Annotated in this window: 17 protein-coding genes; 11 read left to right on the plus strand and 6 right to left on the minus strand. The window is 63.3% G+C overall.

From position 1 onward, the window contains the following. Positions 1–185: 185 nt before the first annotated feature. Positions 186–4,091, plus strand: a complete 3,906-nt coding sequence (hrpA, locus tag ENGE1_RS04585) for an ATP-dependent RNA helicase HrpA (RefSeq protein WP_048252600.1) — start codon at positions 186–188, stop codon at positions 4,089–4,091. 94 nt (positions 4,092–4,185) lie between these two features. Here the strand turns inward: hrpA and gap are convergent, their stop codons facing one another. Next, positions 4,186–5,187, minus strand: a complete 1,002-nt coding sequence (gap, locus tag ENGE1_RS04590) for a type I glyceraldehyde-3-phosphate dehydrogenase (RefSeq protein WP_048252601.1) — start codon at positions 5,185–5,187, stop codon at positions 4,186–4,188. 190 nt (positions 5,188–5,377) lie between these two features. Beyond that, positions 5,378–5,575 (minus strand): cell surface composition regulator GlgS, encoded by a 198-nt coding sequence (gene glgS / locus ENGE1_RS04595; protein WP_043084212.1) that lies wholly within the window; start codon positions 5,573–5,575, stop codon positions 5,378–5,380. Between the two features lie 267 nt (positions 5,576–5,842). Between glgS and ENGE1_RS04600 the strand changes: the two genes are divergently transcribed. From ENGE1_RS04600 to pqqF, 7 genes are all read left to right on the plus strand, one after another. After that, positions 5,843–6,868 carry a dipeptidase gene (locus ENGE1_RS04600; protein WP_048252602.1) on the plus strand — a complete coding sequence of 342 codons (1,026 nt, stop codon included), beginning with the start codon at positions 5,843–5,845 and terminating at the stop codon, positions 6,866–6,868. A gap of 145 nt (positions 6,869–7,013) precedes the next feature. After that, positions 7,014–7,085, plus strand: a complete 72-nt coding sequence (gene pqqA / locus ENGE1_RS26740) for a pyrroloquinoline quinone precursor peptide PqqA (RefSeq protein ID WP_010617686.1) — start codon at positions 7,014–7,016, stop codon at positions 7,083–7,085. A gap of 54 nt (positions 7,086–7,139) precedes the next feature. Further along, positions 7,140–8,066 carry a pyrroloquinoline quinone biosynthesis protein PqqB gene (pqqB, locus tag ENGE1_RS04610; RefSeq protein WP_045287725.1) on the plus strand — a complete coding sequence of 309 codons (927 nt, stop codon included), beginning with the start codon at positions 7,140–7,142 and terminating at the stop codon, positions 8,064–8,066. After that, a complete protein-coding gene (gene pqqC / locus ENGE1_RS04615) occupies positions 8,060–8,812 on the plus strand; it encodes a pyrroloquinoline-quinone synthase PqqC (RefSeq protein ID WP_225823565.1) in 753 nt (250 codons plus the stop codon). Before pqqB ends, pqqC begins: the two co-directional genes overlap by 7 nt. A 6-nt stretch (positions 8,813–8,818) precedes the next feature. Then, a complete protein-coding gene (pqqD, locus tag ENGE1_RS04620) occupies positions 8,819–9,097 on the plus strand; it encodes a pyrroloquinoline quinone biosynthesis peptide chaperone PqqD (RefSeq protein ID WP_048252604.1) in 279 nt (92 codons plus the stop codon). After that, a complete protein-coding gene (pqqE, locus tag ENGE1_RS04625; RefSeq protein ID WP_043084203.1) occupies positions 9,084–10,226 on the plus strand; it encodes a pyrroloquinoline quinone biosynthesis protein PqqE in 1,143 nt (380 codons plus the stop codon). Before pqqD ends, pqqE begins: the two co-directional genes overlap by 14 nt. Positions 10,227–10,231: 5 nt before the next feature. Further along, positions 10,232–12,523 (plus strand): pyrroloquinoline quinone biosynthesis protein PqqF, encoded by a 2,292-nt coding sequence (pqqF, locus tag ENGE1_RS04630; RefSeq protein ID WP_048252605.1) that lies wholly within the window; start codon positions 10,232–10,234, stop codon positions 12,521–12,523. 484 nt (positions 12,524–13,007) lie between these two features. On the opposite strand, the gene dld is transcribed toward pqqF, so the two are convergent. Continuing rightward, on the minus strand, positions 13,008–14,702 hold the full coding sequence (gene dld, locus ENGE1_RS04635) for a D-lactate dehydrogenase (protein WP_048252606.1): 1,695 nt from the start codon (positions 14,700–14,702) through the stop codon (positions 13,008–13,010). Positions 14,703–14,727: 25 nt separating this feature from the next. Further along, positions 14,728–15,384: an O-methyltransferase gene (locus tag ENGE1_RS04640; protein ID WP_048252608.1), complete on the minus strand. Its 657-nt coding sequence runs from the start codon at positions 15,382–15,384 to the stop codon at positions 14,728–14,730. A 140-nt stretch (positions 15,385–15,524) separates the two neighbouring features. On the opposite strand from ENGE1_RS04640, the gene ENGE1_RS04645 reads away from it, so the two are divergent. Together ENGE1_RS04645 and ENGE1_RS04650 are read left to right on the plus strand one after the other, a co-directional pair. Next, positions 15,525–16,307, plus strand: a complete 783-nt coding sequence (locus tag ENGE1_RS04645; protein WP_106912857.1) for a YdcF family protein — start codon at positions 15,525–15,527, stop codon at positions 16,305–16,307. A gap of 107 nt (positions 16,308–16,414) precedes the next feature. Continuing rightward, complete coding sequence (locus tag ENGE1_RS04650; protein ID WP_045287731.1) at positions 16,415–16,834, plus strand: GFA family protein; 420 nt, start codon at positions 16,415–16,417, stop codon at positions 16,832–16,834. On the opposite strand, the gene ENGE1_RS28340 is transcribed toward ENGE1_RS04650, so the two are convergent. Then, positions 16,831–17,004 (minus strand): hypothetical protein, encoded by a 174-nt coding sequence (locus tag ENGE1_RS28340; RefSeq protein WP_155409061.1) that lies wholly within the window; start codon positions 17,002–17,004, stop codon positions 16,831–16,833. The two genes, ENGE1_RS04650 and ENGE1_RS28340, sit on opposite strands and share 4 nt — an antisense overlap. A 194-nt stretch (positions 17,005–17,198) precedes the next feature. Here ENGE1_RS28340 and cybB point away from each other — a divergent pair, with 194 nt between their 5' ends. Continuing rightward, positions 17,199–17,726, plus strand: coding sequence for a cytochrome b561 (gene cybB, locus ENGE1_RS04655; RefSeq protein ID WP_043084198.1), 528 nt, complete (start codon positions 17,199–17,201; stop codon positions 17,724–17,726). 32 nt (positions 17,727–17,758) lie between these two features. On the opposite strand, the gene ENGE1_RS04660 is transcribed toward cybB, so the two are convergent. Beyond that, the gene (locus ENGE1_RS04660; protein WP_064360555.1) at positions 17,759–20,746 is read right to left on the minus strand and encodes an amino acid adenylation domain-containing protein; all 2,988 of its coding nucleotides are present in this window, start codon (positions 20,744–20,746) and stop codon (positions 17,759–17,761) included. Positions 20,747–20,819: the final 73 nt, after the last annotated feature.

The raw sequence follows: 20,819 nt of genomic DNA on the forward strand, positions 1-20,819 counted from the left end.
GAGATTGACGGGCCGAGGCCCCGTTGCTTGTTGACACTCTATTCACAATCGTGAGGCAGAGATAGCGCAATATATCGAATCCTCTGTTCAATTTTATTGAACAAGGCAAGCGAAACCCTGATGTGGTATTCTACGGGCAACAAAAACTGAGACATTTTTCCGACGGTTCGCCGTCCGATAACGCTATGACAGAACACGTAAAAATTTCCTTTTCGCAGCTCTACGATCGGCTCAACGACCTGATGCTGCGGGATAAACAGCGCTTTGCCAAACGCCTGCACGGCGTGAAGAAAGTTAAAAATCCTGAATCTCAGCAGGCCATTATGCAGGCGATGGCGGCGGAGATTGCCGGGGCGGCAGGCACGGTCGCGCAGCGCGAAGCCGCGCGCCCGGCCATCACCTATCCGCAAAACCTGCCGGTCAGCCAGAAGAAGCAGGACATTCTCAACGCGGTGCGCGATAACCAGGTGGTCATCGTCGCCGGGGAGACCGGCTCCGGCAAAACCACCCAGCTGCCGAAGATCTGTATGGAGCTGGGCAGGGGCGTGAAGGGGCTGATTGGCCACACCCAGCCAAGACGGCTTGCGGCGCGCACGGTGGCGAACCGCATTGCCGAAGAGCTGCAGACCGAGCCCGGCGGCTGCATCGGCTATAAGGTGCGTTTTAACGACCACGTCAGCGACAATACGATGGTCAAGCTGATGACCGACGGCATCCTGCTGGCGGAGATCCAGACCGACCGCCTGCTGATGCAGTACGACACCATCATCATCGATGAGGCCCACGAGCGCAGCCTGAACATCGACTTCCTCCTCGGCTATCTCAAGGAGCTGCTGCCGCGCCGTCCCGACCTGAAGGTGATCATCACCTCGGCGACCATCGATCCGCAGCGCTTCTCGAAGCATTTTAACCACGCGCCGATTATTGAGGTCTCCGGCCGGACCTATCCGGTTGAAGTGCGCTACCGGCCTATCGTCGAAGAGGCCGACGACACCGAGCGCGACCAGCTGCAGGCGATATTTGACGCCGTAGATGAACTTGGACGCGAAAGCGCGGGCGATATTCTGATCTTTATGAGCGGCGAGCGGGAAATCCGCGATACCGCCGATGCGCTGAACAAGCGCGACCTGCGCCACACCGAGATCCTGCCGCTCTACGCCCGGCTCTCCAACAGCGAGCAGAACCGCGTCTTTCAGTCCCACAGCGGTCGGCGCATCGTGCTGGCGACCAACGTCGCGGAAACCTCGCTCACCGTGCCGGGCATTAAGTACGTTATCGATCCCGGCACCGCGCGCATCAGCCGCTACAGCTACCGCACCAAGGTACAGCGCCTGCCGATCGAGCCGGTATCGCAGGCCTCCGCCAACCAGCGAAAAGGGCGCTGCGGCCGCGTCTCGGAAGGGATCTGTATCCGCCTCTATTCCGAGGACGACTTCCTCTCGCGCCCGGAATTTACCGATCCGGAAATTCTGCGCACCAACCTGGCGTCGGTCATTCTGCAGATGACCGCCCTCGGTCTCGGCGATATCGGCGCCTTCCCGTTCGTCGAAGCGCCGGACAAGCGCAACATCCAGGACGGCGTGCGCCTGCTGGAGGAGCTGGGAGCCATTACCACCGATGAACAGCAGACGGTCTATAAGCTGACGCCGATGGGCCGCCAGCTCAGCCAGCTGCCGGTGGATCCGCGCCTGGCCCGCATGGTGCTGGAGGCGCAGCACCACGGCTGCGTGCGCGAGGCGATGATCATCACCTCGGCGCTCTCCATTCAGGATCCGCGCGAGCGGCCGATGGAGAAGCAGCAGGCCTCCGATGAGAAGCACCGCCGCTTCCACGACAAAGAGTCCGACTTCCTCGCCTTCGTCAACCTGTGGAACTACCTCGGCGAGCAGCAGAAGGCGCTGTCGTCTAACGCCTTCCGCCGCCTGTGCCGCACCGATTTTCTCAACTACCTGCGGGTGCGCGAGTGGCAGGATATCTACACCCAGCTGCGCCAGGTGGTGAAGGAGCTGCGCATTCCGGTCAACAGCGAACCGGCTGAATATCGCGAGATCCATCTCGCGCTGCTTACCGGCCTGCTGTCGCACATCGGCATGAAGGACGCCGACAAGCAGGAGTTTACCGGCGCGCGCAACGCGCGCTTCGCCATCTTCCCCGGCTCCGGACTGTTTAAAAAGCCGCCGAAGTGGACGATGGTCGCCGAGCTGGTGGAGACCAGCCGCCTGTGGGGGCGCATTGCTGCGCGCATCGATCCCGAGTGGGTCGAGCCGCTGGCGAAGCATCTGATTAAGCGCTCGTACAGCGAGCCGCACTGGGAGCGCGCCCAGGGCGCGGTGATGGCCACCGAGAAAGTGACCCTCTACGGCCTGCCGATCGTCGCGGCCCGCAAGGTCAACTACAGCCAGATTGACCCGGCCCTGTGCCGGGAACTGTTTATCCGCCACGCGCTGGTGGAAGGCGACTGGCAGACCCGCCACGCTTTCTTTCGCGACAACCTCAAGCTGCGCAACGAAGTCGAGGAGCTGGAGCACAAATCGCGCCGCCGCGACATTCTGGTGGACGATGAAACCCTGTTTGAGTTCTACGACCAGCGCATCAGCCACGAGGTTATCTCCGCCCGCCATTTTGACAGCTGGTGGAAAAAGGCCGCGAAAGAAACGCCGGACCTGCTCAACTTTGAAAAGAGTATGCTCATCAAGGAAGGGGCGGAGAGCGTCAGCAAGCTCGACTACCCGAACTTCTGGCACCAGGGCAACCTCAAGCTGCGCCTCAGCTACCAGTTCGAGCCGGGCACCGACGCCGACGGCGTGACGGTGCACATCCCGCTGCCGCTGCTCAACCAGGTAGACGAGGCCGGCTTCGAGTGGCAGATCCCCGGCCTGCGCCGCGAGCTGGTTATCGCCCTGATCAAATCTCTGCCGAAGCCCGTGCGCCGCAACTTTGTGCCCGCGCCGAATTACGCCGAGGCGTTTTTAGGTCGCGTCACCGATACCGACGTGCCGCTGCTCGACGCGCTTGAGCGCGAGCTGCGGCGGATGACCGGCGTCACCGTTGACCGCGACGACTGGCAGTGGGATCAGGTGCCCGATTACCTGAAAATGACCTTCCGGGTGGTGGACGATAAGCACCGTAAGCTGAACGAAGGCCGCGACCTGACCGCCCTCAAGGACGCGCTGAAAAGCAAAGTGCAGGAGACCCTCTCGGCGGTGGCCGACGACGGCATCGAGCAGAGCGGTCTGCACCTGTGGAGCTTCGGCACCTTGCCGGACCACTACGAGCAGAAGCGCGGCAACTACCGGGTCAAGGCGTGGCCGGCGCTGGTGGACGAGCGCGACAGCGTGGCGATTAAGCTGTTCGACAACCCGCAGGAGCAGCAGACCGCCATGTGGCGCGGCCTGCGCCGCCTGCTGCTGCTCAACATCCCGTCGCCGATCAAGTACCTGCACGAGAAGCTGCCCAATAAGGCGAAGCTCGGGCTCTACTTTAATCCCTACGGCAAGGTGCTGGATCTGATTGACGACTGCATCTCCTGCGGCGTTGATAAGCTGATTGACGAAGCGGGCGGGCCGGTATGGACGGAAGAGGGTTTTGCCGGACTGCACGACAAGGTGCGCGCGGAGCTGAACGACACCGTGGTAGAGATAGCCAAACAGGTCGAGCAGATCCTCACCGCCGTCTTCAATATTAACAAGCGCCTGAAGGGGCGGGTGGACATGACCATGGCCCTGGGGCTGTCGGACGTGAAATCGCAGATGAGCGGCCTGGTCTATCGCGGCTTCGTCACCGGCAACGGCTTCAAGCGCCTCGGCGATACGCTGCGCTATCTCAACGGCATCGAGCGGCGCCTGGAGAAGATGGCTATCGACCCGCACCGCGACCGCGCCCAGATGCTGAAGGTTGAGAGCGTGCAGCAGGCGTGGCAGCAGTGGCTCAACAAGCTGCCGCCCGCGCGCCGCGACGACGCCGACGTCCAGGAGATCCGCTGGATGATCGAGGAGCTGCGGGTCAGCTACTTCGCCCAGCAGCTGGGGACGCCGTATCCGATCTCCGATAAGCGTATCCTGCAGGCGATGGAGCAGGTGTCGCAGGGGTGAGGCTGCGCCAGCGCTGTCTGAGATGAGCTGCGCTGGCGTAATGTCGGTCAGATGTAGGCCGGGCAAGGCGCAGCCGCCGCCCGGCAATCCGCGGCTACAGCGCGATATACTTATCCAGTACCCGCACCAGCTGCGTAACAAAACCGTACTCGTTATCGTACCAGGAGACGGTTTTCACCAGCTGCAGGTCGCCCACCGAGATGACTTCCGTCTGCGTGGCGTCGAAGATGGAGCCGAAATGGCTGCCGATAACGTCGCCGGAGACGATCTCCTCCTCGGTGTAGCCGAAAGATTCATTGCCCTGCGTCGCCGCCTTCAGCGCCGCGTTCACTTCGTCGGCGGTAACCGTTTTCCCCAGAATCGACACCAGTTCGGTCACCGAGCCGGTTTTCACCGGCACGCGCTGGGCGTGGCCCTTCAGCCTGCCGTTAAGCGCCGGGATCACCAGGCCAATCGCCTTTGCCGCGCCGGTGGTGTGCGGAATAACGTTCTCTGCCGCCGCGCGGGAGGCGCGCAGATCTTTGCCGCGCGGGCCGTCCACCAGCGCCTGGGTGCCGGTATAGGCGTGAACGGTGGTCATGGTGCCGACCTTAATCTCAAAGGCGTCGTGCAGCGCCTTCGCCATCGGCGCCAGGCAGTTGGTGGTGCAGGAGGCGACTGAGATAATGGTGTCGTCGGCGTCGAGGGTATCGTCGTTGACGCTGTAGACGATGGTTTTCATCTCCCCGGCGGGGGCGGAAATCAGCACCTTTTTAGCACCGGCGTCGAGGTGAGCCTGCGCTTTATCCGCAGAGGTGTAGAAGCCGGTGCATTCGACGATAAGCGCCGCGCCCGCCGCAGTCCACGGGATGTTTTTCGCCTCTTTCTCGGCGTAGACAGCAATTTTCTTACCGTCGACGATCAGCGCATCCTCGGTGAAATCCACGCTCCACGGAAACGGGCCGTAGTTGCTGTCGTGCTTAAGCAGATAGGCCAGCACTTTCGGCGAGGTGAGGTCGTTTATGGCGACCACTTCAAGAGGACTGCTGACTTCCAGCAGGCGGCGCAGCACCAGGCGTCCGATGCGGCCAAAACCATTGATACCAATCTTACTCATTGCTTATCTCCTGTGAAAAGGGGGGGAAGCGTAAAGCGGGGCGGCGAGGAGCGCCGGCTGTTGGTACAGAGGTGAAAAAGTAAACGCCCTCTGCGAGACTACGACAGACGTCGGATAAAATAAACCATGGGAAAAGTGGCGTCATTAAGGCGGGAGTAGCGCCGGACAGCGTGACCGCCCGGCGAAATGATTAACTCAGGATCAGCGTTTTCTCCTCGCGCTCCTTCTGGCAATAGTAGGCATAGCGTTCGCAGAACCAGCGGCGGTGCTCGTCGTCCATATTGCCGGTCACGGCGTTGATATCGACAGGGTGTCCCTCAACCTGCATGATGGCGAAGGTGCGCGCCAGGAAGTCAAAATTCTTCAGTGAATAGATCGAGTTGTCCATCGGCATATCCTCCGGTAATCCCATTTTCGGTTAAGGCCATATGCTCTTCTGCTTTCAGTATTTATCGCCAGCGGGTCACTATCTGCACATAATGTGCGCAAAGTGTGCGACTGAGTTAGCAATTGTTGCCATTATTGCGACGCGACGCCCGGGGCTAAAAAATCCACCTGACGCGGCTGGCGGAGGAAAAGACGGCGGTGATGGTCATCCACCGTCCCGGCGTGGTTCAATACGCCAGACCAGCCGAACCGGAGGAGATAAAACCCGATGCCGCACCTGACTTTTGACGGCCACAACGACCTGCTGCTTAACCTGTGGCTGCACCACCGAGATGACCCAGTAGCGGCATTCTTCAGCGGCATTGAAAAGGGCCATCTCGACTACCCGCGCATGCGCCGCGGCGGCTTTACCGGCGGTCTGTTCGCCCTGTTTGTCCCCCCGGAGGATTACCTTGAGAAGCACGCCCCGGCGCGGGCGGCCGAGCGCCTGTCGCCGCTGGCGATCCTCTGGCAGCAGCTCGACATCCTCAATGCGCTGGCGGCGGGCTCCGCTGGCCGCGTCCGCCTCTGCCGGAATACGCAAGAGATTGCCGCCTGCCGCCGGGACGGCGCGCTGGCGGCGGTGGCCCATATTGAAGGCGCGGGCGGCTTCGATGCCGACGGCGACACCCTGGCGGCCTTTTATCAGGCGGGGGTGCGCAGCATCGGCCCGTTCTGGAACCGGCCCAATATCTTCGGCGAAGGCGTTACCGGCGATTTTCCCGGTTCGCCCGACAGCGGCCCGGGTCTGACCGCGGCGGGGGAGGCGCTTATCGCCGACGCTAACCGGCTGGGGATGCTGATTGACGTGTCGCACATGAACGCCCGGGCCTTTTGGGACACCGCGCGCCTTTCCGCCGCGCCGCTGGTGGCGACCCACTCCAACGCCCACGCGCTCTGCCCGCAGCCGCGCAATCTCACCGACGATCAGCTGCGGGCGATCCGCGACAGCGGCGGCGCGGTGGGCGTCAATTTCGGCAACGCCTTCCTGCGCCCGGACGGCCGGCGCGATAGCGATACGCCGCTGGCTATTGTGGCGGCGCATATCGACTACCTGCTGAATATCATGGGTGCGGATCACGTCGCTCTCGGCTCCGATTTCGACGGTATTACCACCCCGGATGCGCTAAAAGATGCGGCCGGACTGCCCGCGCTTTATGCACATTTGCGTGAGTTTGGCTATGATCACTGTCTGCTGGAGAAAATCGGCTGGCAAAACTGGCAGCGGGTGCTTAAGCAGATTTGGGGCCAGTAGCGAATGACCCTTCTCTGCGTGGGGTTGATATGCCCGGCGCGTTGTCGCACCATCAGCAGGCTATGCTGTACAGGCGGGGGTGCGCCTCCTGCCGCAACGATATCGCAGGATTATCCTGCATCAGTAAATCAAGGGAGAAAAAAACATGTGGAAAAAACCTGAGTTTGTCGATCTGCGCCTGGGTCTGGAAGTGACGCTGTACATTTCCAACCGCTAAGCGTTCTGCCCGCCGCCGCGCGGGCATTTTCTTTTTCATCCCCGGTTACTTCTCATGTTAATAAAAGTTCTTGGCTCTGCCGCAGGCGGCGGCTTTCCGCAGTGGAACTGCAACTGCGCCAACTGCAGCGGCCTGCGCAGCGGGACTCTTGCCGCGAAGGCCCGCACCCAGTCCTCGATTATCGTCAGCGACGGCGGCGAAGCGTGGGTGCTGTGCAACGCCTCGCCGGACATCGGCCAGCAGATCGCCCATACCCCCGAACTGAATAAAAAAGGCGCGCTGCGCGGGACCAACATTGGCGGCATAATCCTGACCGACAGCCAGATTGACCACGTCACCGGCCTGCTCAGTCTGCGCGAAGGCTGCCCGCACCAGGTGTGGTGTACGCCGGAGGTCCACGCCGATCTCAGCAGCGGTTTTCCCATCTTCACCATGCTCAGCCACTGGAACGGCGGCCTGCAGCACCGGCCCGTCACGCCGCTGGAACCCTTTGTTGTGGACGCCTGCCCGGACCTGGCCTTTACCGCCATTCCTATCCTCAGCAACGCGCCGCCGTACTCGCCGTACCGCGACCGGCCGCTGCCCGGCCACAACGTAGCGCTGTTTATTGAAAACCGCCTCAGCGGCCGGAGCCTGCTCTATGCCCCGGGGCTGGGCGAGCCGGACGCCGTTATCATGCCGTGGCTGCGCAGGGCCGACTGCCTGCTGATCGACGGCACCGTCTGGCAGGACGATGAGCTGCTGGCCGCCGGCGTCGGCAAGAATACCGGCCGGGCGATGGGCCACCTGGCGCTGTCCGAATCTCAGGGGCTGATAGCCCTGCTGGCTTCCCTGCCGGCAACGCGCAAAATTCTTATCCATATTAATAACACCAACCCGATCCTCGACGAGCATTCACCCCAGCGCCGGTTCCTGACGCAGCAGGGCATTGAGGTCAGCGAAGACGGGATGGTGATTGACCTGCAGGAGTTAACATCGTGACTGAAGCTCTGAGCCCGGCGGCATTCGAGCAGGCGCTGCGCGCCAAAGGCGACTACTACCATATTTATCATCCGTTCCACGTTGCCATGCACAACGGCGAGGCGACGCCGGAACAGATCCGCGGCTGGGTAGCGAACCGTTTCTACTATCAGACCAATATCCCGCTCAAGGACGCGGCCATCATGGCCAACTGCCCGGACCCGGCCACCCGCCGCAAGTGGGTGCAGCGCATTCTCGACCACGACGGCGGCGCCGACGGCGAGGGCGGCATCGAGGCCTGGCTGCAGCTGGGCGAAGCGGTCGGGCTGACGCGCGACGAACTGCTCTCCGAGCGGCACGTCCTGCCCGGCGTGCGCTTTGCGGTGGACGCCTACGTCAACTTCGCCCGCCGCGCCGGCTGGCGCGAGGCCGCCTGCAGCTCGCTTACCGAGCTGTTTGCCCCGCAGATCCACCAGTCGCGGCTCGACAGCTGGCCGCAGCACTATCCGTGGATCAAAGAGGAGGGCTACTTCTACTTCCGCAGCCGCCTCGGCCAGGCCCGCCGCGACGTAGAGCACGGCCTGGCGCTGGCGCTGGAGACCTTCACCACCGCCGAACAGCAGGCCCGGATGCTGGAGATCCTGCAATTTAAGCTCGACATTCTGTGGACAATGCTCGACGCCATGACCATGGCCTACAGCCTGCAGCGTCCTCCCTATCACACGGTCACCGACAAGGCGGCCTGGCACACCACCAGACTGGTATAAATTGTGATGAAAGAAACCCTGATCCCCGCGTTTCGCCGGGGCTACCGCCTGCAGTGGGAGCCGGCCCAGGAGAGCCACGTGGTGCTCTATCCGGAAGGGATGGCCAAACTCAACGAAACCGCCACCGCCATTCTCGAACTGGTGGACGGCAGGCGCGATGCGGCGGCGATTATTAGCGCGCTTGACGAACGTTTTCCCGAGGCGGGCGGCGTCGGCGACGACGTTTTAGAGTTCCTGCAGGCGGCGGTTGAACAGAAATGGATACTCTGCCGTGAAGCCGATTAAGCCGGGCGTAAACCCGCCGCTGTGGCTGCTGGCCGAGCTGACCTACCGCTGCCCGCTGCAGTGCCCGTACTGCTCCAATCCGCTCGATTTTGCCGCGCAGGAGAAGGAGCTCAGCACTGAACAGTGGATTGAGGTCTTCCGCCAGGCGCGGGCGATGGGCAGCGTCCAGCTCGGGTTTTCCGGCGGCGAACCGCTGACCCGCAAAGACCTGCCGCAGCTGATTAAGGCCGCCCGCGATCTCGGGTTTTATACCAACCTGATCACCTCCGGCATCGGCCTGACCCGCAGCAAGCTCGATACCTTTGCCGACGCCGGGCTGGACCATATCCAGATAAGCTTTCAGGCCAGCGACGAGACCCTGAACGCCGCGCTGGCGGGGTCGAAAAAGGCCTTTGCGCAGAAGCTGGAGATGGCCCGGGCGGTCAAGGCCCACGGCTACCCGATGGTGCTCAACTTCGTGCTTCACCGGCACAATATCGACCAGATTGACCGCATCATTGACCTGTGCCTCGAGCTGGAGGCGGACGACGTGGAGCTGGCGACCTGCCAGTTCTACGGCTGGGCCTTCGCCAACCGCAAGGGACTGCTGCCCACCCGGGAGCAGATCGCCCGCGCCGAGGCGACGGTAGCCGACTACCGCCAGCGCATGGCGGGCAGCGGCAACCTCACCAACCTGCTGTTCGTCACCCCCGACTACTACGAGGAGCGCCCGAAGGGCTGCATGGGCGGCTGGGGCGCCATATTCCTCAGCGTCACCCCGGAGGGCACCGCGCTGCCGTGCCACAGCGCCCGCCAGCTGCCGGTGGCCTTTCCCTCGGTGCTGGAACACAGTCTGGAAGAGATCTGGTATCACTCCTTCGGCTTTAACCGCTACCGCGGCTTTGACTGGATGCCGGAGCCGTGCCGCTCCTGCAGCGAGAAAGAGAAAGACTTCGGCGGCTGCCGCTGCCAGGCCTTTATGCTCACCGGCAATGCCGATAACGCCGATCCGGTGTGCAGCAAATCGGCGCACCACGACAAAATCCTCGAGGCCCGGCGGGAGGCCAACTGCAGCGATATCGCCATCCACCAGCTGCAGTTCCGCAATCGGGTCAACTCGCAGCTGATCCACAAACAGCGCATCCTGTGATCGACATGGATCGCCTGACGCTCGCCAACGGCCTGCGCTGCCATCTGATCCACCAGCCGCAGGCCCGGGAGGCGGCGGCGCTGCTGAAGGTAGACGCGGGCAGCCTGCAGGAGCCGGACCGCTGGCCGGGGCTGGCGCATCTGCTGGAGCACCTGCTGTTTGCCGACAGCGCGGATTTTCGCGGTGAAGAGAGGCTGATGCCGTGGGCGCAGCGGCGGGGCGGGCAGGTCAACGCGTCGACCCGGCTGGGCGAGAGCGCCTTCTTCTTTCAGGCCGGCGCCGACGATCTGCCTGTCGGCCTGGCGCGGCTGGTGGATATGCTGGCCGCGCCGCTGCTCCTGCCGGGGGCAATTACTCAGGAAATCGCGGTCATTGACGCCGAGTACCGCCTGCTGCAGACCCATGCCGACACGCTCTGCGAGGCGGCGCTGTTCGATCTTCTGCCCGACCCGCCGTCTCTCGGCCGATTTCGCGTCGGCAGCGGGCGCTCGTTTGGTGACAACGTCACGGAGACGGCAGCGGCGCTGCGCGCCTTTCACCGCCGCTACTACGGCGCCGCCAACGCCGCGCTGTGGCTGCAGGGCCCGCAGCCGCTGGCGGAACTGGCGCGGCTGGCGGAGACATACGGCAGCCTGCTGCCCGCCGGGGAGGCGCGTCCCGGCGGGGTGATTGCTCCGGCGCAGCAGGCGCGCAGTCGTCTGCTGCGCCTCCCCGGCGACGTCCGCTTCTGGCTGACCTTCCGCCTCAGCGGTGGAGGGGAGAGTCTGAGCGCCGCCGTCGCGCAGCTTAGCCGCTTCTGGAACGACGATGCCCCAGGCGGACTGCTGGCTCAGCTTCGGGAGGAGGAGCTGTGCGATAGCCTCGACGTCGAGTTGCCGTGGCGGGAAGCGCAGGGCGGCTGGCTGGCGATTGTCTTTCGCGCCGCCGCGCTGGACGACGCGCGGGCGGCGCGCATCGAGCGGCTTTTTTATCAGCACCTTGCGGCGGTGATGGACGCCGGAGCGGCGCAGCGGGAGCACTACCGGCGGCTGGCGCAGGCGGAGTTCGGCCATCTTTCGCCGCTGGAGCAGCTGCGGGCTCGGGCGCTCGGCGCCGCGCCCGGCGAGGGCGCCGACCTTACCGGCCTGATCCTGCAGATTCGGCGCGCCGGGCCGCTGCGCCTGCTGACCGGGCCCGCGCTCCGGGAGGTGCAGATCAAGGAGACGCAGGGATTCCGCCTCGCCGTGGCCGACTGGCGGCAGGCGCCTTCCGCCGACGCCGCGCCGGTCGCTTTCTCATTTTACCCGCGCCGGGGCGCCGCCGCGCCGCCGCCTTCGGACGGCGCGCCGTTTCCGCTGCTGACCTTCACATCAGGCGAGCCGTCGCCGACGCTGCTGCTGCGCCCGGCCTTCTTTCAGCCGCTGCCCGACGGCGAGGCGCAGGTCCTGCACCGCCGCCTGCGGCCGCTGCTGGCGCTGCTGCGCCACGCGGGCGGGCGCGGCGAGTGGCGCCAGCAGCAGGGCGTCTGGCAGCTTGCACTCAATTTGCCTGACGACAGCAGCAGCGCGATTGGGACAGTGGCGCAGATAGCGCAGGCGCTGGCCGGGCCGGTTGAACCTGCGCCGCCCGGCGGCGGCGAGAGCATCGCCCTGCGCCGCCTGATCGCCGCGCTGCCGCTGCAGTTCATGGCCGGACGTGAAAATCGCCGCTGGCTGGCGGCCTGGGACGGCGCCGACGACGCGCAGCGGCAGGCGCTGGCCGTCGCCCTCGGCGCGCTTGCGCCACCGGAGGATGCGCAGGCCGCGGCGCTGGGCGCGGGCGTCAGCGGCATCGCCTGTCCCGGAGAGGACGACGCGCTGGTTATCTTTATCCCGCTGCCGGATGGCGACGACAGCGCCCTGGCGGCGCTGCGCGCGCTGGGGCATCTCTACGCTCCGCGCTTCTTTCAGCGCCTGCGGGTGGAGCAGCGGCTGGGCTACGCCGTCTCCGCCCGCGCGCTGCGCGTCGCCGACGTGGACGGCATTCTGCTGGCGGTGCAGTCCCCGGACGTCGGCTGGCGGACGCTGCTCCGCTGCTGTAAGGATTTTTTGCGCGACGTGACCTTTACCGCCGACGCGCTGGAAGAGGCGCGCCGCGCGCTGCGTGCCGAAGCCGTCTTCCCGGCAGAAGAGGCTCTGCGCCGCCGCTGGGGGCTGCCGGAAGTCAGCGAGGCGGCAATAGCGGGGATAACGCTTGCGCAGGTGGAGGCTCTGCACCGGCGGCTGTGCCGCCGGCGGCGGCGCTGGCGGGTGCTGATTACCGCAAAGGAGGCGGAGTAATCGTATCAAGACACCTTTGCGCAGCCCTCTGTCGGGTGGCGCTGCGCTTACCCGACCTACGCTGTATGTTTCGCACAACTTTTGCGTACTCTGAGGGTTTAACGTCCGGCTAAAAATCGCCTCAGATTCTGACGTCTGGCCGGGGCAGCCAGCATGGATGCTGGCTAAGGCGAAACGAGACAGGGATGTCGAGTCGAGCCGTACCCGAAAGCCAGACGTCAGAATCTGAGGTTCCGCGCAGCGGCGATTTTTGTTGCCGGGAGCCGAGAGTGCAGAGAGGGCGGCGGCGAGCCCTCTTTGCACGTTCACCGCAGATATTCTGACAGAGAAGCAAAGTGCTATGAGTGAACGGAACGATCCCACAATCCTCTGAAGAATGGGTGTGTAGCGTTGCATACCATAACAGTATCTACAGCTCCGGTTGACGCCCTGTGCTGGCCCGCGCAAGCGCAGCGCCGCCGGGCAATGCCGCCGACGCTGATCCTTACGCCCAGAACTTCTTCTTGCTGGTCTTACCGATGCCCGGATTGCAGCTGTTGGTCGGATCGAGCTGCTGCCAGTGGGCCACGTGCTCGCAGGAGGCGTGATACAGGTGGCCGACGTTATGCTCGGCCGGGTACTTCGCCCCGCGCTGTTCCAGGTACGCCATCACCTCCGCCTTGAACGCTCCGGCGTCCACGCCCTCTTTCAGCACGTAGTCCTGGTGGTTTACGAAACAGAAGAAGTGCCCGCAGCAGGAGTCCACCTCTACCTGGGCGGCCAGCGCCGGGGGCAGTTCCAGGCGCCAGGCGTCGTCGTTGCGGCGCAGGGCAACGTCGAAGGCCACCAGCCGTTCGTTGGGGTTATAGCCCAGCGCGTCGCAGTAGGAGATGGTGCAGCCCCCGACCCCGAAACGTACCAGGAAGGCGTCCGCCGCCTCCCGGGCGTCGCAGCGGAAGAAATCGCCGCTGCGTTCGCGAAAGAACTCTGCCAGCAGGGCCTGCAGTTCGTCGGCCTGCGCGGACTCGACTTTGATCATCAGATGGTGTTCGTAGCCATCGCGCCACGCCATGATGCGCGGGGCGACGAATGCGGGCGTCAGCTGATTAAATAGCTGCAGCGCGCGGTCCACCGCGTTGCGCGGGAGCAGCTTCAGGTGGCCGACGCGGATATCCCACTTTGCCTTGTTCGCCATCAGGCGCGGGATCGCCTGCGGACCGAGCCGGCGGATCGCCAGATACATATGCTTGGCGTAGCGCACCGTCATATCGAACGCGCCGCGGTGGATATACTCCGCCTGCTGGGGCAGTTCGCTCATGCGGGTCAGCAGAAAGCGGCGCAGGGCCACCAGCTCCCGTTCGTCATTGCTGCCCATGTAAAAGGTCTCGCTGCCCGCGCTGGCGGCAAAGGTCGGCAGGCGCACGGCGAAGACCACCACCTTGCCCGCGCTCCCGGCGCTGTCGTGCAGGTAGCGCAGATCGCCGTTGAAGCGGGCGGGGCTGTCGGCGTCAACGTCGCGCAGGCGGTCGGCATAGTCGTCGGCCCAGATTTTGCCCTGCCAGTCTGGGCGATCGCCGGTGCGGTACTGCTGCCGGGTGAGGTTATCCAGCATCGCCTCCGGCGTCTCGCCCAGGTCGATGCCGAGATGGTTCACCATCTCCAGCCGCCCGTCGTCGTGGATGCGGGCGAACAGCGATTTCTCGGTAAACGCCGGGCCGCGGCGGATCAGCGACCCGCCGGAGTTATTGCACACGCCGCCCACCACCGACGCGCCGATGCAGGAGGAGCCGATCACCGAGTGCGGCTCGCGGCCCAGCGGCTGCAGCGTTTGCTCCAGTTCGGTGAGGGTGGTGCCGGGAAAGGCAATCACCTGGCGATTGTCATCAATCACCTGCACGCCTTTGAGCCGGCGGGTGCTGATGATTATCACATCGCGGTCGTAGTCGCTGCCGTCCGGCGTTGAGCCGCCGGTGACGCCGGTATTGGAGGCCTGCATCAGCACGATGGCGTCGTGGGCGACGCAGACCTGCAGGGTTTTCCACAGCGCCTGCAGCGTCAGGGGGAGGACCACCGCCAGCGCTTCGCCCTGGCCAACGCGGAATCCGCGCGTGTACCAGGCCTTATCGTCCTGATGAGTCAACAGCTGCTTTTGTCCCGATGCGTCAGCCAGCTGGCGCAGCAATTCCTTCTGAGAAGTCATTTTTTCCTCGTATTGTTATCTGTTATTAACGTACGACCGCCAGAGTAAAGCCGTCCCAGCCCTTGATGCCCACGGTTTGCAGCGCCGTGGCCGTCAGGCGCGGATCGCTGCCCATCATGGCGAGAAACGCCTGCACACCCTGAACCGCCGGGTCCCCGCTGCCGGGATCGGTCACTTCGCCGCCGCGCACCACGTTATCGCCGATAATCAGCGTGCCGGGGCGGGCGTAGCGCAGGGCCCACTCCAGATAGCGCGGATTGTTGGGCTTATCGGCGTCGATAAACACCAGATCGAACGGCGGCGGATTGTCCATCGCGGCAAGGGAGTCCAGCGCCGGGCCTTCGATTACCTCAACCTTTTCAGCCACGCCCGCCAGCCGCAGATTGTCGCGGGCCACGGCGGCGTGGTGCGGACTGTATTCGAGGGTGATAAGCCTGCCGTCCTCCGGCAGCTCGCGGGCCATCCACACCGTGCTGTAGCCGCCGAGAGTGCCGATCTCCAGCACCCGCCGGGCGCCGGTGATGCGCACCAGCAGGGCCAGCAGCTGCCCCTGATTGGCGGCAACGTCGATGGGCGGCAGCCCGGCGCGCCGGTTGTTCTGCAATACCTGGTCCAGCAGTGAATCTCTCGGAATAAGCGCATCAATCAGGTAGTTATCGACCTCGGACCACTTCTGATACATTGCGACTCTCCGCGTTTGGCTCGCCCCTGAGCGAAGAAGACCGCGTCCCGGCGACCGATTAATGGCATGATTGTGACGGATATCGTTGCCGGTGGCGCTCGCCACGTGCGCGCTCAATAAGAATGAAGAAGGATCATCCCATGAACACTCCTCTGCAGACCGATACCACCCTGCGGGCCGCCAACCGCCTCGGCCAGTGGCTGGCCCAGCGCGATCCCGACAGCGACCTGTCCGAAGCCGGGCTGGTTATACTGGCAGGTAACGCGGTCATCCCGACCATTGACGCCGCCTGTCGGCTGGCGGCGGACGGCCGGGAGCTGCTGATAAGCGGCGGCATTGGCCACTCGACAACGTATCTGTACGACGCGGTGGCGCGCCACCCGCGCTACTGCGCCATCGACACCGCCGGGCGGCCGGAGGCGGCTATTCTTGCCGATATTGCCCACCGCTTCTGGGGCGTGCCCCGCAGCCGCATTCTGGTCGAAGACCGCTCCACCAACTGCGGCGAAAACGCCCGCTTTAGCCTGGCGCTGATGGCCGAACGCGGGCTGTCGCCCGGCGCGGCAGCCGTGGTTCAGGACCCAACTATGCAGCGCCGCACGATAGCCACTTTTACCCGCGCGCAGCGGGAGAGCGGGGTTCCGACCCGTTGGCTGAGCCACCCGGGCTTCGCGCCGGAACTGCTGCGTTCGGGCGAAAGCGTCGCCTTCGCGCCGCCCGGCGACGGCGCCTGGTCCGTTGAGCGCTACCTGTCGCTGCTGCTCGGCGAACTGCCGCGCCTGCGGGATGACGCCGGGGGCTACGGCCCGCGCGGACGGGACTTTATCGTCCACGTTGAGATCCCCGAGGAGATTGACATGGCGTGGCGCAGCCTGCGCGACGACGCCAGCCTGCGGACCGCGCTGGCCTGTCGGGCGCTTTAGCTAAATATTTAACATTAATTTAACTGAAAAGATATGCGCCGCCCGCGCGGGCGGCCCGGATGATTTGCTATGGTTAAAGCGTTTTTCAACAACAGGGGGATCGCGCGATGTCAGAAAAAATCAACGGCAGCTGCCACTGCGGCCGGGTTAAGTTCACCGTCGAGTTAACGGATGGTCTGCGCACCGCCCGGCGCTGCGACTGCTCGTTTTGCCGGATGCGCGGCGCGGTGGTGGTCTCGGCGCCGCTGTCGGGCATCGAGGTGCTGCAGGGGCAGGAGGTACTGACCGAATACCGCTTCAATACCCGCCAGGCGGCCCACTATTTTTGCGCCGTCTGCGGCATTTACACCTTTCACCAGCGGCGCTCGAACCCGCAGCAGTACGGCGTTAACGCCGCCTGCCTGGAGGGCGTATCGCCCTTTGATTTTGCCGAGGTGCCGGTATCAAACGGCATTCATCATCCCTCCGACGGCGGAGGCGGTACGGCGGGTTACCTGCGCTATTTTCCGGCGAAGCAGGGCGATTAAGTTTTCCTGGCCGGAACGAGGTGGACCAGCAGCGGGCCGCTGCGGCGGGTAACGGCCAGATATTCGGCCTCTTTTTTTTCTTCGCTGAGCCTGCTGAACGCGTCGCGAAAGCGCGAACGGCGCAGCGTGCTGCCGATGCGCCGACAATGTGTCTTATTTTTTGCCACCATACCGCCCTCCTGAAAAAGCCGCCCGAAGGCGGCGCAGATACCACAATGGAGATAAACGCCAGTCACTGCCGTAACGGGTTTAAATACCATAATGTAAATGAGAATCATTATCAATAATTACCGATGCAAAACTTAATGAATTTTTAACCCAGGCCCGCTATGTTATGGCCCTTGAATTCTGAGGGAAAAATGCGATGAAAGATAAATACTCCGGTCTGCAGATCGCCATCCACTGGCTCGTCTTTCTGCTGGTCATTGTTACCTGGTGCGCCATGGACCTGCGCGGTTTCTTTCCCCGGGAGTACCGGCCCTGGTTTAACATGGTTCACGTCTCCGGCGGCATTGCTATTCTGGTGCTGATGATGGCGCGGCTGATTATTCGCCTGAAGCGCCCGGCGCCGCCGATCGTGCCAAAGCCGAAGCCGTGGATGACCGGCATGGCGCACCTCGGCCATCTGATCATCACGCTGCTGTTTATTCTCCTGCCGCTGCTTGGCCTCGGGCTGATGTATAACCGCGGCAATCCGTGGATAGCCTTTGGGCTGGTGATGCCCCACGCGGCAGAATCGAATTTCGGGCTGGCGGATCTGTTTAAGGAGTATCACAAGCTGCTGGCCAATCTGAGCTACTACGTCGTCGGCCTGCACGCGCTGGCGGCGCTGCTGCATCATTACCTCTGGAAAGACAATACGCTGCTGCGGATGATGCCGAGGAAGAAATGAGTGATGCCGGGCTCAGCCCGGCATTTTCGCTATCACAGCACCGGGTGCCGGCGCCCGGCGATATCCTCCCGGCCCAGAGATCGCTGAAGGTAGCGCGCCAGCACCTCGCGGTCGAAGCGCGGCTCGCTGATGCCGCTGCCCTGCAAAAAGTGCCGCACGTTCCGGCAGTCCCACAGATAGGTCTCCTGATAAAGCTCCACCGTGGAGCGCCCGCCGGTCATATTGTCCTTAAACAGACTCAGCAGCGGGTAGAGCGGCGCGCCGGGGTCGGTTTCCCACTGCGCCAGCCACTGCTGATAGGGCAGGCGCCGGAAGCGGAAGCCAAAGCTCTTTTCCAGCTGTTCAAAGAAAGCCTCCAGGGTGAGGTTGTTCTCGCCGTCGTGAATAAGATTAAATTTATGGCCCAATGCCCGGGGATTTCGGGAGATAGCGGCGATGGCCCGGGTCATATAATCCACCGTTGTCAGACCCTCGCGCAGATCGTGCAGCAGCGGCACGGTGCCGCTCTCCAGACAGGTTTTCACCAGCCGTCCCCACCACTGATAATCGGCGCTGGCGCCCGTCCGGCTGTGGCAGGTGGCGTAGCCTAGCCGGAAGGTCATCAGCGGCAGGCCTTTCGCGGCTGCCAGATCGGCGATTTTCTCCATCACCCATTTGCTGCGGACATAGCCGATATCGGTGATGACCGCGGGCAGGTTCTGGTCGATGTCGTCGGCTTCATACATTTTCCGCTTGCCGGTATGCAGATGCCCCCAGCTGTAGACGGAGATGGTTGACAGCAGGATCAGCGGCTTGAGGCGGCTACCCGCGGCAAAGCGAATAATCTCGCGCAGGCCATGAACGTTATCCCGCTTCATCCATGAGTAGGGCTGGATGAAATTTACCGCGCTGGCGGAGTGATAAATAATGTCTATTCGCTGGTACAGATCGCGGTAAGCGTCGCGCGCCATGGCGAAGTCAGGCTCTGCCAGATCGCCCGCCAGGGGCACGATGCGCCGCTGCTGCTCGTCGCTAAGCGCAATATCGTAGCGCGCCAGGGTGGCGGCAATTTTTTCTCCCGCCTGCCGGTTATCGGGGCTGCGCACCAGACAATAAATATCGGCCCCGGTGGTGTGCAGCAGGTCTGCCAGCAGATGAGAACCGACGAAGCCGGTGGCGCCGGTGAGGAAAATCGCGCGCGGGGCGGTAATTTGCGCCTCGTCATACGGCGCGCAAAACGTCAGGTCCTCGGCGAGGAAAACGTCATCCTGCAGGACGCGCAGCGGTTCGCTGTCGGCCGCGGGCGGCCCGGCATGTTGCCGCTCGTTGAGGGTTTGCGTCAGGGAACGCACGGTAGGGGCCTCATAGATATCGCGGACATAGGTGCGGATCCCGGTCCTGGCGCCGACGGCCGCCGCCAGCTGCGCCGCCAGAAGCGAATGGCCGCCGAGGGCGAAAAAATCATCATCGGGGCCGGGCAGTCCGCTTTTTAACAGCGATTGCCAGATCTCCGCCAGCAGCGCTTCGCGCCCCTGCAGTGGAGCTGTGGACGCCGGTGAGTGCGTACTGTGATAGCCCGCCAGCAGGGCCTGCCTGTCCGTTTTACCGTTGGGCGTCAGTGGGATCTGCGGCACAATGCGGATCGCTGCCGGCATAAAATAGTCCGGCAGCGCCTCCGTCAGGGCGCGGCGCAGCGTCTCTTCGCCCACGCCGTGCGCCGCCGCAAAGGCCAGGAGGCGTTTTTCGTCGGTTGAGGCGTCCTCGTCAACCAGCGCCACGGCAGCCTTCACGCCGGGAACCTGCATCAGTACGTTCTCAATCTCCCCCGGTTCGATGCGGTTGCCGCGGATCTTAATCTGGGCATCGAGGCGGCCGAGAAACTGAATGCGTCCGTCGGGCAGTCTGCGGGCGCTATCGCCGCTGCGGTACATCCGCACGCCGGGCATAAAGGGTGGAAAGATAAATACCTCTGCGGTCAGCGCCGGTTGCGCAAGATAGCCCGTCGCGAGTCCCGGCCCGGCGATAAACAGCTCACCTGGCTCACCGTCGGCCACCGGGCGCAGCGCGTTATCAAGGATAAAAACCTGCGCACCCGCGACGGGATAGCCGATACTGGCCTGCGGCTGCGCTGTCGCGCACTCGACAAGATTACAGGTGGTAAAGATGGTGGCTTCGGTAGGACCGTAGTAATCCACCAGCCGATACGGGAGATTGTCGAGGCGCACGGGGCCGAGCTTTTCGCCGGCGGTGAACAGATAGCGCAGCGCGAGGCCAGGGGGAGGCTTCAGGGCGGTAAACCCGGGCACCAGCACAGTGGGGATAAAACCATGGGTAATGCCCCGATTGCTGAAAAAGCGCAGCAGTCCCTCGGCCCGCAGCCTAATCTCTTCGTTATCGGGCAGCACCAGCACTGCGCCGCAGACCAGCGGCGACCATATTTCCCACTGTGCAACGTCAAAGCCGATCCCGGCAATCAGGCTGCTGCGTGTCCCGCTGTCGACGCCAAAGCGGGCGTTGTGCCAGCTGATGAGGTTGTACAGGGCGCCGTGCGGGATGACCACGCCTTTCGGTACGCCGGTCGTGCCCGAGGTGAAAATAACGTAGGCAGGATCCTCTGCGGCGGAAATAATCGGCTGCGGCGCCGGTGCGGATTGCGGCGACATATTATCGACGGCAATAATATTATCCGCCGCTGCGCTGATGGCCGATAAAAAAGCGCAGTGGCTGATGACAACTACCGGCGCGCCGCTGCCGGAAATAATTTGCTGAATGCGCTTTTGCGGGTAATGAATATCGATCGGAATATAGCTGGCGCCGGTCTTTAAAATGGCGAGGATGGCAACGATCATCTCGACGGAGCGCTGTGCCACTACCGGGATATGATGCTGTGGCGCGACGCCTACCTGCCGCAGTGCGCAGTATAATTCATCGCTGCGGCGGTTAAGTTCCTGATAGCTTATTTTAATGTCGTTATGCACAATGGCAGTATTTTCAGGATGTAACTCTGCTATATTAATAAAAGCGCTTAAAATATCACGCATTATATATCCTCCGGTAGGGTGCGATATATTTGTAGGGGGTGATGAGTGCGCTGTTTATTATAATGGAGAAAGC

Origin of the sequence: Pluralibacter gergoviae ATCC 33028 = NBRC 105706 (assembly GCF_001598855.1) — a bacterium.
GTDB lineage: Bacteria > Pseudomonadota > Gammaproteobacteria > Enterobacterales > Enterobacteriaceae > Pluralibacter > Pluralibacter gergoviae.